This is a genomic window from Aeromonas sp. BIGb0445, from assembly GCF_024809075.1.
GTDB lineage: Bacteria > Pseudomonadota > Gammaproteobacteria > Enterobacterales > Aeromonadaceae > Aeromonas > Aeromonas rivuli.
Window position 1 is genome coordinate 283,046 of record NZ_JANUES010000002.1, and the last position, 15,550, is coordinate 298,595.

A 15,550-nucleotide genomic window follows, 5' to 3' on the forward strand; every position below is an offset into this window, starting at 1 on the left:
ATGGCTAGCTGGCGGCCTCTGTACTCTCCAAAAAGCGCACCAGGGGAGCCCCCTGGCTGACCTGATCCCCCTCGCGGCAGAGCAGTTCGGCGATGACGCCATCTTGCTGGGCGCGCAGCTGGTGTTCCATCTTCATTGCCTCCAGCACCAGCAGTGGCTGGCCCCGGCTCACTGCTTGACCGGCCTCTATCAGCAGGGCGACCACCAGGCCATGCATGGGGGCCAGGGTGACGGACCTGCCGCTCGCCTCATCCCCGTGGTGATCCTGTTGCGCCAGCTCCTGGGCCGGGCCGAAGGGGATCTGTTGTCCCGCCAAGGTCAGCACGAAACCTGGTTGGCGTTGATCCCCCTGGCGCAAGGTTCGGACAGGGTAGCGCTGCCAGCGCCCCTGCCACTGCAGGCGAATATGATCCTCGGCCATGACGTAGGGGATCGACTGGCCCTGCCAGCTCAGTTTTCCCTCGGATGAGTGCAGGGTGAGTTGATGACGCTGCCCGGCCAGGGTCACGGCTGCCGTCCAGGTCTGGTGTCGTCCGAGCCGAAATCCGGTCGCCTTGTGCCAGGGATCACTGCTGGCGGCACTGTGGGCGAGCCAGAGGGTGGCCAGGGGCCCCGCGAGCTCGGGCAGAGGTTGAGGATCGGTGGGGAGTGGCCACTGGGTATGGTGGCGCATTCCCAGCACGTCCGGCTCCTGGCACAGGCGTGCCAGCAAGGCGCCGTTGTGAGTCAGCGGGCCTATCTCCAGGGCCGTGAGGGCCTCGCTCAATCTGGCCAGGGCCTGGGCGCGGTGCTCGCCATGGGCGACCAGCTTGGCGATCATGGGGTCGTAATAAGGGCTCACGGCGTCACCCGCGGCCACCCCGGTATCGATGCGCACTCCTGTCGGCCAGTGCAGCCAGTGGATGGGGCCGCTGGCTGGCAGGAAACCGGCGGCCACATCCTCGGCGTAGAGGCGTGCCTCTACCGCGTGGCCGCGCAACTGAACCTGATGTTGGCTCAGGGGCAACGGGCGTCCTTCGGCGACGGCGAGCTGCCAGGCCACCAGATCCAGACCCGTGACCGCTTCGGTCACAGGGTGTTCAACCTGCAGGCGGGTATTCATCTCCATGAAATAGAAGGCGCCCTCGCAGAGCAGGAACTCTATGGTGCCAGCCCCGCGATAGTCGATGGCCATGGCGGCGGCCACCGCGGCGTCGCTCATGGCGCGGCGCAGCTCGGGGGCGATATCCGGGGCTGGCGCCTCCTCGATCACCTTCTGATGACGGCGCTGCAGCGAGCAGTCCCTGTCCCCGAGGGAGAGGGTGTAGCCGCTGTTGTCGGCAAACACCTGCACCTCGACGTGCCTTGCCCCGGCCAGGTAGCGTTCGAGCAGCACATTGTCATCGCCAAAGGCCGCCAGGGCTTCCCGCTTGACCGCCCCCAAGGCGTCATCGAAATCGGCCAGCGCCTCGACCCGGCGCATCCCCTTGCCGCCGCCGCCGCTGGCGGCCTTGATGAGCAGGGGAAAGCCGACGCTCTGGGCATGGGCTCTGAGGGCGAGCAGGCTCTGATCTGCGCCGTGATAGCCGGGCAGCACCGGCACGCCCGCCGCTTCCATCAGCGCTTTGGCGCCGGATTTGTCCCCCATGGCGAGGATGGCGGCCGCCGAGGGGCCGATGAAGCGGATCCCGGCCTCCTCGCAGGCAAGGGCGAAATCGCTGCTCTCAGAGAGAAAACCATAGCCGGGGTGGATGGCGTCGGCGCCAGCCTGCTTGGCGATGGCGAGCACCTTGGCACCGTCGAGGTAGCTCTCCCGCGCAGGTGCCGGCCCCAGATACCAGGCCTCGTCGGCTTCACGCACGGGCATGGCCTGGTGGTCGGCATCCGAGTAGAGGGCGATGGTGTGAATGCCGAGGCGGCGCGCGGTCTTGATGATACGCACCGCTATTTCGCCACGATTGGCGATCAGCAGCCGTTTGATCGGGACTATTTCTGTCATGACATCTGCTCCGGGGATGAGACGGCGACGGTGAAAAGCGGCAGTAGGCGCACCCCGGTTTTTTCGCCACGATTGGCGATCATCTGCCATTTGATGGGGACTAGCTCAGTCATGGTTTCTCCTTGCATTCGGGACGCCAGGCGGGCGGGCGCTTGTCAAAGAAAGCCTGCATCCCCTCCTGGGCCTCGGCGCCGACCCGCACCCGGGCAATGGTATCCACGGTCAGCGCCTGGTGTTGACTGGCGGGCAGGTGGGCGAGCTTATCGAGCAGTGCCTTGGTGTCGGCCATGGCCGCCGGGCCGTTCTGGCACAGCGTTCGGGCCAGAGCACGGCCCTCTTCCAGCAAGGCGTCGGGGCTGAACCGCTGATGAATCACGTTGAGCCGACAGGCGGTGATGGCATCGAAGGGTTCGGCACTGAGCATGTAGCGCCGTGCCTGGCGCTGCCCCAGGGTGCGCACCACATAGGGGCTTATCACCGCTGGCACCAATCCCAGACCCACTTCGGAGAGGCAGAAGCGGGCATCGTCGCTGGCCAGGGCGATGTCGCAGGCACAGATGAGACCAAGTGCCCCCCCATAGGCGGCGCCCTGCACCAGGACCAGGGTGGGGAAGGGCAGCTCGTCCAGGGTTTGCATCAGCAGGGCGAGCTGGCGGGCATCCTCCCTGTTGTGTTCAACATCGGCATGGGAGAGATCCCGCATCCAGTCGAGATCGGCGCCGGCGCAAAAGTGCTTGCCCTCGGCGCGCAGCAGCAGCGCCCGGGGACTGTGCTCAGTGCGGTCAGCCAGCTCGCGCAAGGCGCCAAGCAGCCCCTGGATCAGCGCCTTGTCAAAGGCGTTATGGCGTGCCGGGCGACAGAGCACCAGCTCAGCCAGGGGGCCAGCCTGCTCCAGGCGAAATCCGGCATCCGGGGCGGCCCTGTTGTCGGGGGCGGCAGGGGATGACCTCATGTCTGCTTTCATACGGGCTCCTTACATCCGGAAAATGCCATATTGCTCGGGGGTCACTCGGGCGCGGGCCAGGGCATCCTGGCAGGCGGCCAGGGCCAGTGCGAGTACGGTGCGGCTCTGGGCCGGGTCGATGACCCCATCGTCCCAGAGCCGGGCACTGGCGTAGTAGGGGTGGCCCTGGCGTTCATACTGGTCGAGCACAGGGGTGCGGATAGCCTGCGCCTCCTGCTCGTCGAGGGGCTTTCCCGCTGCGGCGAGCTTGTCGCGGCGCACCTGAACCAAGACGCCAGCCGCCTGTTCGCCCCCCATGACGGAGATGCGGCTGTTGGGCCAGCTGAACAGGAAGTCGGGGTCAAAGGCGCGGCCACACATGCCGTAGTTGCCGGCGCCAAAGCTGCCCCCGGTGATCAGGGTGAGCTTGGGCACCCGGCTGCAAGCAACGGCAGTAACTAGCTTGGCACCGTGTTTGGCGATCCCTTCGCGCTCGGCCTGGCTGCCCACCATGAAGCCGGTGATGTTTTGCAGAAACAGCAACGGGATGGCGCGTCTGTTGCAGAGCTGGATGAAGTGGGCGCCCTTCTGGGCGCTGTCGCTGTGCAGCACACCGTTGTTGGCGAGGATCCCGACGGCCATGCCCTGGATGCGGGAGAACCCGGTGACGAGCGTGGTGCCGTATAGCGCCTTGAACTCGTCAAAGTCCGAGCCATCGACCAGGCGAGCGATGATCTCCCTCGCCTCCACCGGCCGCTTCAGACTGGTACCGACCAGACCATAGAGCTCCTCGATGGGATAGACAGGCTCCCGATAGAGGGGGCGGTTGGCTGGCTGGTCGCCCCCCAGATTGCTGACCAGGGTGCGGGCCAGTTGCAAGGCATGGTCGTCATCTCTGGCCAGGTGATCGGCAACGCCAGAGTGGGCGCAGTGCACCAGGGCCCCCCCCAACGCTTCGGCGCTGATCTCCTCGCCGGTGGCGGCTTTGACCAGGGGGGGGCCGGCCAGGAAGATGGTGGCCTGCTGCTTGACCATGATGGACTCGTCCGCCATGGCGGGCACATAGGCGCCGCCTGCGGTACAGAGCCCCATCACCACGGCGAGCTGGGGGATGCCCTGGCCCGAGAGGCGAGCCTGGTTGTAGAAGATGCGACCGAAATGATCCCGGTCGGGAAACACCTCGTCCTGCATCGGCAAGAAGGCGCCGCCAGAGTCCACCAGATAGAGGCAAGGGAGGCGCAGCCGCTCGGCGATGGCCTGGGCGCGCAGGTGTTTCTTCACCGTGAGGGGGTAATAGGTGCCGCCCTTGACGGTGGCGTCGTTGACCACCAGCAGGCAGAGCCTGCCGTTGATGCGACCAAGCCCGGTGATGATACCGGCGGCGGGGACGGCTTCGTCATAGACCCCCCAGGCCGCCAGGGCGGAGAGCTCGAGGAAAGGGGAGCCGGGGTCGAGCAGCCGGTCGATGCGCTCGCGGGGCAGCAACTTGCCACGCCCGGTGTGGCGGGCCTGATTGACGGCGCCGCCCCCCAGGGTTATCTCCTCCAGCCGATCGTGCAGATCCTCGACCAGAGCCTGCATGGCGGCCCTGTTGGCCTCATAGTCGGGGCTATGGGTGTCGAGCTGGGAGTGGATCTGGCTCATGCGGGCTCCCCTAAAAAGGTGTGAGGGAAAAGGTCTGCCCGGTGAGTCACAGAGCGACCGGCGTTATGGCGTGCTAGCTGGGCGTGCAACGGCTTCATGCAGACTCTCCCATCAGCTCGCGGCCGATGAGCCAGCGGCGGATCTCCGAGGTGCCGGCACCTATCTCGTACAGCTTGGCGTCCCGCAGCAGGCGCCCGGTCGGGTATTCGTTGATGTAGCCATTGCCGCCGAGCAGCTGGATGGCATCCAGTGCCATCTGGGTGGCATTTTCCGCGGCAAGCAAGATGGCGGCGGCGCAATCCTTGCGGCTGGTCTGCCCTTGATCGCAGGCGTTGGCCACCGAGTAGACCAGGGCCCGGCTGCTGGCCAGGCGGGTGTACATGTCGGCCAGTTTGCCCTGCACCAGCTGGAATTCACCGATGGCCTGGCCGAACTGCTTGCGCTCGCGCACATAGGGCAACGCCACGTCCATGCAGGCCTGCATGATGCCAAGGGGACCCGCCGCCAGCACCACCCGCTCATAATCGAGACCGCTCATCAGCACCTTGATGCCCCCGTGCAGCGGGCCGAGCAGGTTCTCTTTGGGAACATTGCAGTTGTCGAACACCAGCTCGCAGGTACTGGAGCCCCGCATGCCCAGCTTGTCGAGCTTCTGGGCCGTGCGAAATCCCGGGGTGCCCGCCTCGACGATGAAGGCGGATATCCCCTTGGCCCCCGCCTTGGCATCCGTCTTGGCATAGATGACGAAGGTCTCGGCATCGGGGCCATTGGTGATCCACATCTTGTTGCCGTTCAGCACGAAGTGATTGTCCCTCGCCTCGGCCAGCAGGCGCATGCTCACCACATCGGATCCGGCACCAGGCTCGCTCATGGCCAGGGCGCCCACCTTGGCGCCGCTGACCAGATCAGGCAGGTAACGCGCCTTCTGATCGGGGGTGCCGTGGCGGTGGATCTGGTTGATGCACAGGTTGGAGTGGGCGCCATAGGAGAGCCCGACCGAGGCGCTGGCCCGGCTCACCTGCTCCATCACCAGCACGTGAGCCAGGTAGCCCAGGCCCACGCCGCCATACTCCTCGCCGACAGTGATGCCATGCAGGCCGAGACTTCCCATCAAGGGCCAGAGATCCCGGGGAAAGAGGTTGCTGCTGTCTATCTCGGCGGCGCGCGGCGCTATCACTTGTCGACAGAAAGCGCCGACCTGGTCGGTCAGGGCCAGCAGGGTCTCATCCATCAATGGGGGCATAGCTGTCTCCTTGTCATCACGAGGGTGGAGGGGTCTGAGTGCGGGGACGGCAGGCAATAATGGGCACCTTGCTGTCGTCCTGACTGGTCAGTCCATCTCCAGAGTTAGTTTACGTTAGCGTAAACGTAAATCAATTGTTAGTCTAAGGTAAAATCCCTTGTGGTGAGGGAGCTGGCCGCGCTGCCGCCCGCTCAATCCTGTGCAATCCAGTCGTCTGACCAGACTCAAAGGAGTTAAGAACATGACCAGCCATGCCACCCTGTACGGGGATCTGCCGCTCTACATCAACGGCGGGCCCCATGCCTCGACGACGGAGCAGTGGATAGAGGTGACCAATCCGGCGGATCAGAGTCTGCTGGCCCGCGCCCCCAGGGCCACGGCAGAGGAGGTTGAGCTGGCGGTGCGCAGCGCCCAGCAAGCCTATCTGCTGTGGCGGGATGTGCCTGCGCCGGAGCGGGCCAGGGTCATGTTCAACTATCAGCATCTGCTTAAAGTCCATCATGACGAGCTGGCCACCCTGCTGGCTCAGGAGACGGGCAAGAACTTTGCCGATGCCAAGGGGGATGTGTGGCGCGGTATCGAAGTGGTTGAACAGGCCTGCGGCATCGCCAGCCAGACCATGGGCGAGACCATGGGCAATGTGGCGCGGCGGGTCGATGGCCACTCCTGGGTGCAACCGCTGGGGGTCTGCGTCGGTATCACCCCATTCAACTTCCCGGCCATGATCCCGCTGTGGATGTTTCCCCTGGCCATCGCCTGCGGCAATGGCTTCGTGCTCAAGCCCTCCGAACAGGATCCGCTCACCCCCATGCGTCTGGCCGAGCTGTTCACCGAGGCGGGGGCCCCGGCAGGCATCCTCAGCGTGGTGCACGGCGGTGCCGAGCAGGTGGATGCGCTCTTGACCCACCCGGACGTGAAGGCGGTCAGCTTCGTCGGCTCGGCCCGGGTCGGGGCTCATGTCTATCGCACCGCGACCGAACAGCTCAAACGCGCCCAGTGCTTCGTCGGCGCCAAGAATCACATGGTGATCATGCCCGATGCCAACAAGGGGCAGGTGCTGAGCAGCCTGGTGGGGGCCGGGGTCGGCGCCGCCGGTCAGCGCTGCATGGCCATCAGCGTGGCGGTGTTCGTCGGCAGTGCCCGCGACTGGATCCCGGAACTTGCCGAGGCATTCGCCGCCGTGCGCCCCGGGGTGTGGGACGATCCGCAAGCCGCCTATGGCCCTCTTATCAGCCCGGAGGCCAGGGTGCGGGTGGAGAATCTGATTGAAGCGGGCAAGCAGGAAGGGGCCGAGTGTCTGCTCGATGGCACCCTGTGCGAGGTGGCGGGTTACCCGGTCGGCAACTGGGTGGGCCCCACACTGTTTCGCGGCGTGACGGCGCAGATGGGACTCTATCGGGAGGAGATCTTCGGCCCTGTGCTCTGCTGCATGGAGGTCGACAGCCTGGCTGAGGCGCTCGCCCTCATCAATCGCAACCCCTATGGCAATGGCACCTCCATCTTCACCGGTTGCGGCGCCGCGGCCCGTACTTTTCGCCACGAGGTGGCGGTGGGCCAGGTGGGCATCAATGTGCCCATCCCGGTGCCGCTGCCGTTCTTCTCCTTCACCGGTTGGCGCGGCTCTTTCTATGGGGACTTGCACGCCTACGGCAAACAGGCGGTGCGCTTCTACACCGAGACCAAGACGGTGACCGAGCGCTGGTTTGACGAAGACATTCCCACTGGCCCCAACATGACCATCAGCCTGCGTTGAGTGAGGACTCTTGCCCATGAATTTCAATCTGACCGAGGATCAGCAGGCTTACTGCGATGCCGCCACCGCCTTCGCCAACGAGGCGTTCAAGCCCAATGCCGCCCGCTGGGACAGGGATAATGAGTTTCCCATCCAGACCATCAAACAGGCGGCCGAGCTCGGCTTTTGCGGCCTCTATACCCAGGAGCCATATGGCGGCCTGGGGCTGCCCCGGCTCGACGCCAGCCTCATCTTCGAGCGCCTCGCCATGGGCTGCACCTCTACTACCGCCTATCTCACCATCCATAACATGGTGAGCTGGATGCTGGGGCGCTGGCTGCCCGCCGAGGTTGCCGGGGAGTGGGTGCCACGTCTGGCCAGTGGCGAGTTGCTCGGCTCCTATTGCCTCACCGAACCTGGGGCGGGCTCGGACGCCGCCGCCCTCAAGAGCCGCGCCCTGCGCGACGGCGATGATTACCTCATCGAGGGGAGCAAGGTGTTTATCTCCGGGGCGGGCAGCACCGATGTGCTGGTGGTGATGGCCCGCACCGGCGGTGAGGGGGCCGGGGGCATCTCCGCCTTCATGGTGCCGGCAAACAGCGAGGGCATCGTCTACGGCAAGGCCGAAGAGAAGCTGGGCTGGCACAGTCAACCGACCCGGGAAGTGGCCTTTAACCGGGTGCGCATTCCCGCCAACTATCGGCTGGGGGAAGAGGGGGAGGGGTTCAAGTTTGCCATGCAGGCCCTGGATGGCGGTCGCATCAACATCGCCAGCTGCTCCCTGGGCACGGCCCAGCAGGCCCTGGATGATGCCCTGGCCTATGTGGCCGAGCGTCAGCAATTTGGCCGCCCCATCGGCGAGTTTCAGAGCGTGCAGTTTCGTCTGGCCGACATGGCGACCGAACTGGCCGCCGCCCGGCTGCTGGTGCGTCAGGCGGCGGCCAAGCTCGACGAGAACAGCCCGGACAAGAGCGCCTGGTGCGCCATGGCCAAGCGCTTCGCCACCGACATCGGTTATCAGATCTGCGATGAGGCCCTGCAACTCTTTGGCGGCTATGGTTATATCCGCGAATATCCCCTCGAACGCTATCTGCGCGATACCCGGGTACATCGCATCCTGGAGGGAACCAACGAGGTGATGCGACTCATCATCGCCCGTCGCCTGCTGGCCACTCCCTCACTGAATCTGCTATAGGGGCGATGCCATGACGTTGCCCGCACACAAGGATGATCCCATGACAAGGATACGGCTCGAATACCATGGCCACGTGGCCTACATCACCCTGGACAACCCACCGGCCAATACCTGGACCCTGGCCAGCCTGCGCGCCTTCGTGCAGATGATGGCCGAACTCGACGGCAAACCCGAGATAGTGGCCCTGGTTATCCGCGGGGCCGGTGACAGGTTCTTCTGCGCCGGCGCCGATCTCAAGATGTTTGCCGACGGCGACAGCCTGCATGCCGCGCAGGTGGCCGAGGCCTTTGGCGAAGCGTTCGAGGCCCTGGCTCGCTTTCACGGGGTCAGCATCGCCGCCATCACGGGGTTTGCCATGGGGGGCGGGCTGGAAGTGGCGTTGGCCTGCGATATTCGCATCGCCGAGCAGCAGGCCATCATGGGGCTGCCTGAGGCGTCGGTGGGACTCTTGCCCTGCGCAGGCGGCACCCAGCGCCTGACCGAACTGGTGGGGCCGGGTTGGGCCAAGCGCCTCATTTTGTGCGCCGAGAAGGTCGATGCCACCCTGGCCTACGAGATAGGCCTGGTGGAAGAGGTGGTCAAGGTGGGTTGCGCCTGGGAGGCCGCCCGGCAGATGGCAAGCCATGCCGAGCGCCAAAGTCCTGCCGCCCTGCGCGCCTGCAAACGGCTCATCAACGAGGGGCGTCGCCGTCCTCGTGATGAAGCACTGCCCATGGAGCGCGCCCTCTTCCTCGACCTTTTTCAGGATGCGAATCAGCAAGAGGGGGTGGCGGCCTTTCTGGAGAAGCGGGCGCCGCGTTGGCACTACGGTCGAAGTGATGACATCCAGGGTCATGGCCAGCGCGAGCCAGGCAAACAGACGCAGTGATGGCCGCAAGCAAGCCAACCACAGCCGCTTTGAGTGAGGAGCACGAGATGAGTGATGGGGTAAAGGTCGCGTTACTGCCGACCCGGGATGGCCAACGGTTGGGGGTGCTGACCCTGGACAGTCCGGCGTCCCTCAATGCCTTGAGCCTGCCGATGATCCAGGCCTTGGCACAGCAGTTAGCTGACTGGCAAGACGATGACACAGTGTGTGGCGTGCTGCTGGAGGGGGCCGGGGAGAAGGCATTCTGTGCCGGGGGGGATATTCGCGCCTTCTATCATGAGCGCCAGCGCATGACAGACCCTGAGCTGGCGGATTACGCCTGCGCTTTCTTCGAGCAGGAGTACCGGCTCGATCTGCTGATCCATCACTACCCCAAACCGCTGATCTGCGTCGCAGATGGCATCTGCATGGGGGGCGGCATGGGGCTGTTTGCCGGGGCCCGTTTTCGGCTGGTGACGGAGTGTAGCCTGCTGGCCATGCCGGAGGTGAGCATAGGCCTCTATCCGGATGTGGGGGCCAGCTGGTTCTTGAGCCGGTTGCCGGGCCGCGTCGGGCTCTGGCTCGGCCTGACCGGGGCCCGTATCAATGGTGCCGACGCCCTGGGGCTGGGGCTGGCCGATGGGGCGCTGAGCAGAGCCGCTCGCCCTCAGCTGATCGAGGCATTGCTGCGGCTCGACTGGCGGCAGCCGGCAGAGGAGCTCGATGACAGCCTGGCGTTGATGCTGGCGGCGTTGGGGGCGGCAGCACCGCTGCCCGAGCCGCTGTTGCTGCCTCATCTCGCGCAGATTGAATCCCTCTTGCTGGGCCGCAGTCTGGTGCGGGTGCTCGATCGGCTATTCGACGCCCCTCTGACAGGGTCGCTGGCACAGCAGCGGGACAGTTGTCGCAGCGGCAGCCCCTTGAGCCGCGCCTTGCTGTGGCGCCAATACTGGCAGGGGCGTCAGCAATCACTGGCGGGATCCTTCGCCAATGAGCTGACCCTGTCGGTGAATTGCGTCCTCAAGGGAGACTTTATCGAAGGGGTCAGGGCGCTGCTCATCGACAAGGACAAGCAGCCCCGCTGGCAAGACGCCGAACAGACCGCTATCGCGGAATTCTATCGCTGGCCCGCCTGCGCGGGGGCGAGCAATCCCCTCTGGCGCGAGCTCAAGGGACAAGCGACTCATGGAGACAGCAGCATATGACGACAGGGGTAGGTTTTATCGGCCTTGGCAACATGGGCGGCCCCATGGCCGCCAACCTGGCCAGGGCGGGGCTGCGGGTACAGGTGTTCGATCTGCTGCCCGATCATCTGATTGCGGCCAAGCAGGCGGGCTGTCACTGCGCCGCCAGTGCCGCCGAGGCGGCAGCCGGCTGCGAGCTGGTGATCAGCATGTTGCCTGCCGGGGAGCACGTGATGGGGCTCTGGCTCGGTGACGGGGGAGGCAATCCTGGCCTGCTCCCCGCCCTGGCCCCCAATACCCTTATCATCGACTGCTCCACCATCGATGTCGCCTCGACCCGCGCCGTGGGGGGGGCAGCCCGCTTGCTGGGCCATCGCTTCATCGATGCCCCCGTTTCAGGCGGGGTAGTGGGGGCGGCGGCGGGTACCCTCACCTTTATCGTCGGTGGCGAGGCGGCGGATTTTGAATCCGCCCGCCCTGTGCTTGGGTTGATGGGGCAGAACCTGTTTCATGCCGGTCCCCTTGGCGCGGGTCAAATCGCCAAGATGTGCAACAACATGCTGCTTGCCATCCACATGGCGGGTACCGCCGAGGCGTTGGCACTGGGGGTCAAGGAGGGGCTGGATGCCGCCGTGCTCTCCGGCATCATGGCCAAGAGCTCGGGCAATAACTGGAGCCTGGAGCGCTACAACCCCTGGCCCGGGGTGATGGAGAGTGCCCCGGCGTCCCGCGGTTACAGCGGCGGCTTCATGACCCGGCTCATGGTCAAGGATCTGGGACTGGCCATGGGATTGGCCGAACATGCCCACAGCGCCGTGCCCATGGGGGCGCTGGCGCGTAACTTGTTCAATCTGCACGCCAGTCGAGGGGAGGGGGATCGCGATTTTTCCAGCATCCTCAACCTCTATCGGGAACCCGATTGAGACGACATCCCCAAGGAGCGGGCCGCACTGGGCCCCTCCACAGAGATAACGAGGAGCCTTGATGGATCTGAATAATAAATTGATTGCCGTGACAGGGGCGGGACGGGGCCTCGGCAGGGCCATTGCGCTGGCCCTGGCCGAACAAGGGGCCAGCCTGGCACTCATCGATGTCAATCGAGCGGATTTGGAGATCACCGAGGCCGAGTTGCAGAGCCGGGGTGGCCGCTGTTCACTCCATGTCTGCAACGTGGCCGATGAGGCCGAGGTGGAGGCAAGCTTCGCCGCCATCCATGACCTGGGGCCCCTTGCTGGCCTTATCAACTGCGCCGGGATCTTGCGCGATGGTCTGCTCATCAAGATGAAAGAGGGGGTGCTGACCGACAAACTCTCCCTGGCCCAGTGGCAGGCGGTGATCGATGTCAATCTGACCGGCACCTTCCTGTGTGGCCGTGAGGGGGCCGCCCTGATGGCGCGCCATGGCCAGGGGGGCGTCATCATCAACATCTCCTCCATTGCCAGGGTCGGCAACATGGGGCAGAGCAACTATGCCGCCAGCAAGGCGGGGGTGGCGTCCCTGGTGGTCACCTGGGCGCGGGAGCTGTCGCGCCATGGCATCCGGGTGATGGGCATCGCCCCCGGGGTCTTCGCCACCGAGATGACGGCGGCGATGAAGCCCGAGGCGATGGATCGCATGCTGCACGCCATCCCCGCCGCGTGCCTGGGGGAGGCGCACCAGCTCGCCGATGCGGTGCGCTTCATCCTCGGCAATGATTACCTGTCCGGGCGCATGATAGATCTCGATGGTGGCCTGCGCTTGTAGCGGGGCAGCATCATCAAACCAGTGAGCGCGGGGCGAAGGCCCCGCCTTGTGGTCTGCTTTGTGGCCCGCACAGCGAGCGAGGCACGGCTCTTCCCCCAGATGCACCATGACGACCCTGGCTTGCGTGCTTATGCAAGGCACCAGGATCCGGGGTCAGATCATGGTATTCCCTGAAAGTGGCGACAATCCGGCAGAGTTTGAGCCAGCTCACAGGCCGTGCCCGTGACTTCTGTAAAATTGCGCCCGGTCAAGGCGGCCAACGATTGATATGGCGAAGGATTGCGAGCCGTATAGTCATGCAATATAGTTGCCGCCTTTTTCAGGGGGCAGGGACAGTCGCTCCATCATGATGCGAGTCGAATTGAGCAGGGACTCTCAACCGCCGCCAAGACAAGCAACAGGATAGAGATGGACAAGAAACTCGGGCTGGGTGCCCTCATCTCACTGGTGATTGGCTCCATGATCGGAGCCGGTGTGTTCAGTTTGCCGCAAAATATCGCCGCCCATGCCAGCGCCGGGGCCGTGGCCCTGGGCTGGACCATCACCGGACTTGGCATGATCTGCCTGGCCCTGGTCTATCAGAGCCTCTCCCTGCGCCGCCCGGATCTCGATGGCGGCATCTTCAGTTATGCCAAGGCCGGATTTGGCGATTTTATCGGCTTCAATGCCGCCTGGGGCTACTGGATCTGCCAGCTGCTGGCCAACGTCTCCTACGCCGTCGTGGTGTTCAGCGCCCTGAGCTACTTCTTCGATACCCCGGACAATGTCATCTTCGGCAATGGCAATACCCCCACCGCCATCCTGCTGGCGTCCCTGCTCATCTGGTCGGTGCATGCGCTGGTGCTGCGCGGGGTGCAGGTGGCGGCCCTGGTCAACATAGTGACCACCATCGCCAAGATGGTGCCCCTCATCGTGTTCTGCGTCGCGGTGCTGCTCGCCTTCAATCTGGACACCTTCACCCTGGACTTCTGGGGGCAGGGCAATGGTGAGCTGGGATCCGTGATGGATCAGGTGAAATCCACCATGAAGGTGACCCTCTGGGTCTTCATCGGTATCGAGGGGGCCGTGGTGGTCTCGGCCCGGGCCCGCCAGCGCAAGGACGTGGGCCGCGCCACTGTGCTGGCCCTGCTCGGCGCCCTGACGCTGTACGTGATGGTGACGCTCTTTTCCCTGGGGGTCATGAGCCAGCCTGAGTTGGCGGCCCTGAAGAATCCCTCCACCGCCATGATACTGGAGGCCGTGGTCGGGCCCTGGGGGGCCTGGCTCATCAATATCGGCCTGGTTATCTCGGTGATGGGGGCCCTGCTCAGCTGGACAGTGCTGGCCGCCGAGGTGCCTTTCATCGCCGGCAAGACGGGGGTGTTCCCGGCCTGGTTTGCCCGGGAGAACAAGCGGGGATCTCCCAGCGTCTCCCTCTGGTGCTCCACCTGCCTGGTGCAGGCCTTCCTCATCATCATCTATTTCCAGAACAGCACCTATCTGGCGCTGGTCAACATCACCACGGCGGCGGCCCTGGTGCCTTATGTCTTCTCGGGGGCCTATGGCCTCAAACTAGCCCTGAGTGGCCAGACCTATGAGGGGCAGCCATATCAGCGCAAGCGAGATCTGTTGTTGGCCCTGGTGGCGACCCTCTATGGCTGCTGGCTGGTCTATGCCGCCGGGGTGGAGTACCTGCTGCTGGTGGCCCTGCTCTATAGCCCGGGCATCTTCATCTACTGGAAGGCGCGCCAACATCACGGCCTGCGTGGTCTCAACCGACTGGAGCAGGGGATGACGGTGGCCCTGCTCGGCTTCGCGGTGCTAGCGTTTTACAAGGTGATGGACGGTACCATTCCCCTGAGTTAATCGGCACAATAGCGAGGTGACCCATGGGCCACCTCTTTTTTTGCCGATGATGATCGAGCCAGCAGGGTCAGCAGACTCGTGCCAAGGGCTTCTGATAAGGATGCAAGATGCTGTTTCTGGGTTATCTGTTGCTGGGGGCCTTCGCAGGTGTGTTGGGTGGATTGTTCGGCATAGGGGGCGGTCTCATCATAGTACCCGTGCTGGTGGTCAGTTTTCATGCCCAGGGCATAGCCCCCGAAATAGTGACTCACCTGGCCCTTGGTACCTCCATGCTCACCATGATCTTCACCGGACTCAGCTCGCTGCGGGTGCACTATGCCAAGGGCGTGGTGGACTGGTCTCTCATTCGCCGCCTGGCGGGGGGCATGATGGTCGGTGCCTGGCTAGGCGGCCTGACGGTGAATCTGCTCAGCGCCACAACCCTCAACATCATCATCGGTTGTTTCGCTTGGATCATGGCCCTGCAGATGGGGCTGAACCTGAAACCCAAGGCAGAACGCCATCTGCCCGGCCCCCTTGGCACCGGGATCGCGGGGACCTGTATCGGCTGGCTCTCCGCCATGTTCGGTATCGGCGGTGGCTCCTTGACCGTGCCCTACCTCACCTGGAACAGCGTGCCCATGAAGCAGGCGGTGGCCGTCTCGGTGGCGGGCAGCATCCCTATCGCCCTGGCGGGCAGCCTGAGTTACCTCTATACCGGTTGGGGTCATAGCCAGTTACCCGAGTGGAGCCTGGGCTACATCTATCTGCCTGCCTGGTTAGGCATAGTGTTGACCAGTACCCAGTTCGCCCGACTCGGCGCCCGTCTGGCTCACCGTTTGTCTCCCCAGCGACTGCGTATGGGATTTGCCCTGCTGCTGCTGTGCGTCGGCGCCAAATTCATGATTTTTAGCTAGATTGCCGACTCTTTGTGCGGGTTGCCGAAAAAGCAGGCAAACGCACCCTGGCAGGGCAGAAAGCCGTTGCAATGACCCTCTGCTTTGGTAGACTCAGCGCCGGTGGTCCCATTGGTCCTCTCGCATTGATAACCCGTCGACCTGGTCAGATCCGGAAGGAAGCAGCCAAGGTGGGGGACTCGAGTGCCGGGATGTGGCTGGTGGGGCCACCACCTGTTTCTGCCATTCAATCAGTTATCCTCCAAGAGCCTTGGTCATCCACTTTGTGTGGCCGATGAGGCGCTCATCAATGAATCTCTG

The 15,550-nt window shown here is 64.4% G+C and carries 12 protein-coding genes and 1 other RNA gene; 9 read left to right on the forward strand and 4 right to left on the reverse strand.

All coding sequences use genetic code 11. The annotated features are described in order from the left end of the window. Nucleotides 1-4: 4 nt before the first annotated feature. The 4 genes from M2367_RS04955 to M2367_RS04970 form a co-directional block, all read right to left on the reverse strand. The gene (locus tag M2367_RS04955; RefSeq protein ID WP_259235999.1) at nt 5-1,978 is read right to left on the reverse strand and encodes a biotin carboxylase N-terminal domain-containing protein; all 1,974 of its coding nucleotides are present in this window, start codon (nt 1,976-1,978) and stop codon (nt 5-7) included. Between the two features lie 109 nt (nt 1,979-2,087). Next, nucleotides 2,088-2,930 (reverse strand): enoyl-CoA hydratase-related protein, encoded by an 843-nt coding sequence (locus tag M2367_RS04960; protein ID WP_404972860.1) that lies wholly within the window; start codon nt 2,928-2,930, stop codon nt 2,088-2,090. A 21-nt stretch (nt 2,931-2,951) separates the two neighbouring features. Further along, on the reverse strand, nt 2,952-4,565 hold the full coding sequence (locus M2367_RS04965; protein ID WP_259236001.1) for a carboxyl transferase domain-containing protein: 1,614 nt from the start codon (nt 4,563-4,565) through the stop codon (nt 2,952-2,954). Nucleotides 4,566-4,659: 94 nt separating this feature from the next. Further along, a complete protein-coding gene (locus tag M2367_RS04970; protein ID WP_042042115.1) occupies nt 4,660-5,808 on the reverse strand; it encodes an isovaleryl-CoA dehydrogenase in 1,149 nt (382 codons plus the stop codon). Between the two features lie 241 nt (nt 5,809-6,049). Here M2367_RS04970 and M2367_RS04975 point away from each other — a divergent pair, with 241 nt between their 5' ends. The 9 genes from M2367_RS04975 to ffs all read left to right on the forward strand — a co-directional run bounded on the left by M2367_RS04975 (nt 6,050) and on the right by ffs (nt 15,456). Continuing rightward, nucleotides 6,050-7,561, forward strand: a complete 1,512-nt coding sequence (locus M2367_RS04975; RefSeq protein ID WP_259236002.1) for a CoA-acylating methylmalonate-semialdehyde dehydrogenase — start codon at nt 6,050-6,052, stop codon at nt 7,559-7,561. 16 nt (nt 7,562-7,577) lie between these two features. Then, nucleotides 7,578-8,735, forward strand: a complete 1,158-nt coding sequence (locus M2367_RS04980) for an acyl-CoA dehydrogenase family protein (protein WP_259236003.1) — start codon at nt 7,578-7,580, stop codon at nt 8,733-8,735. Between the two features lie 40 nt (nt 8,736-8,775). Beyond that, complete coding sequence (locus tag M2367_RS04985) at nt 8,776-9,603, forward strand: enoyl-CoA hydratase (RefSeq protein WP_259236004.1); 828 nt, start codon at nt 8,776-8,778, stop codon at nt 9,601-9,603. 47 nt (nt 9,604-9,650) lie between these two features. Beyond that, nucleotides 9,651-10,787, forward strand: coding sequence for an enoyl-CoA hydratase/isomerase family protein (locus M2367_RS04990; RefSeq protein WP_259236005.1), 1,137 nt, complete (start codon nt 9,651-9,653; stop codon nt 10,785-10,787). Then, nucleotides 10,784-11,689, forward strand: coding sequence for a 3-hydroxyisobutyrate dehydrogenase (mmsB, locus tag M2367_RS04995; protein ID WP_259236006.1), 906 nt, complete (start codon nt 10,784-10,786; stop codon nt 11,687-11,689). Before M2367_RS04990 ends, mmsB begins: the two co-directional genes overlap by 4 nt. Nucleotides 11,690-11,750: 61 nt before the next feature. Further along, on the forward strand, nt 11,751-12,509 hold the full coding sequence (locus tag M2367_RS05000; RefSeq protein ID WP_259236007.1) for an SDR family oxidoreductase: 759 nt from the start codon (nt 11,751-11,753) through the stop codon (nt 12,507-12,509). 408 nt (nt 12,510-12,917) lie between these two features. Then, the gene (gene arcD / locus M2367_RS05005; protein WP_042042108.1) at nt 12,918-14,354 is read left to right on the forward strand and encodes an arginine-ornithine antiporter; all 1,437 of its coding nucleotides are present in this window, start codon (nt 12,918-12,920) and stop codon (nt 14,352-14,354) included. 107 nt (nt 14,355-14,461) lie between these two features. Continuing rightward, nucleotides 14,462-15,250 carry a sulfite exporter TauE/SafE family protein gene (locus M2367_RS05010; RefSeq protein WP_042042107.1) on the forward strand — a complete coding sequence of 263 codons (789 nt, stop codon included), beginning with the start codon at nt 14,462-14,464 and terminating at the stop codon, nt 15,248-15,250. A gap of 109 nt (nt 15,251-15,359) precedes the next feature. After that, nucleotides 15,360-15,456: signal recognition particle sRNA small type (gene ffs, locus M2367_RS05015), an RNA gene on the forward strand. The last annotated feature ends 94 nt before the right edge of the window (nt 15,457-15,550 follow it).

Excerpts from the sequence above, each read along its gene's own strand:
- M2367_RS04985 (WP_259236004.1), top strand. The coding sequence starts at position 8,776 with ATGACAAGGATACGGCTCGAATACCATGGCCACGTGGCCTACATCACC.
- M2367_RS05000 (WP_259236007.1), top strand. The coding sequence starts at position 11,751 with ATGGATCTGAATAATAAATTGATTGCCGTGACAGGGGCGGGACGGGGC.
- M2367_RS04955 (WP_259235999.1), bottom strand. The coding sequence starts at position 1,978 with ATGACAGAAATAGTCCCGATCAAACGGCTGCTGATCGCCAATCGTGGC.
- M2367_RS05010 (WP_042042107.1), top strand. The coding sequence starts at position 14,462 with ATGCTGTTTCTGGGTTATCTGTTGCTGGGGGCCTTCGCAGGTGTGTTG.
- M2367_RS04960 (WP_404972860.1), bottom strand. The coding sequence starts at position 2,930 with ATGAGGTCATCCCCTGCCGCCCCCGACAACAGGGCCGCCCCGGATGCC.
- arcD (WP_042042108.1), top strand. The coding sequence starts at position 12,918 with ATGGACAAGAAACTCGGGCTGGGTGCCCTCATCTCACTGGTGATTGGC.
- M2367_RS04965 (WP_259236001.1), bottom strand. The coding sequence starts at position 4,565 with ATGAGCCAGATCCACTCCCAGCTCGACACCCATAGCCCCGACTATGAG.
- M2367_RS04990 (WP_259236005.1), top strand. The coding sequence starts at position 9,651 with ATGAGTGATGGGGTAAAGGTCGCGTTACTGCCGACCCGGGATGGCCAA.
- M2367_RS04980 (WP_259236003.1), top strand. The coding sequence starts at position 7,578 with ATGAATTTCAATCTGACCGAGGATCAGCAGGCTTACTGCGATGCCGCC.
- M2367_RS04970 (WP_042042115.1), bottom strand. The coding sequence starts at position 5,808 with ATGCCCCCATTGATGGATGAGACCCTGCTGGCCCTGACCGACCAGGTC.
- mmsB (WP_259236006.1), top strand. The coding sequence starts at position 10,784 with ATGACGACAGGGGTAGGTTTTATCGGCCTTGGCAACATGGGCGGCCCC.
- M2367_RS04975 (WP_259236002.1), top strand. The coding sequence starts at position 6,050 with ATGACCAGCCATGCCACCCTGTACGGGGATCTGCCGCTCTACATCAAC.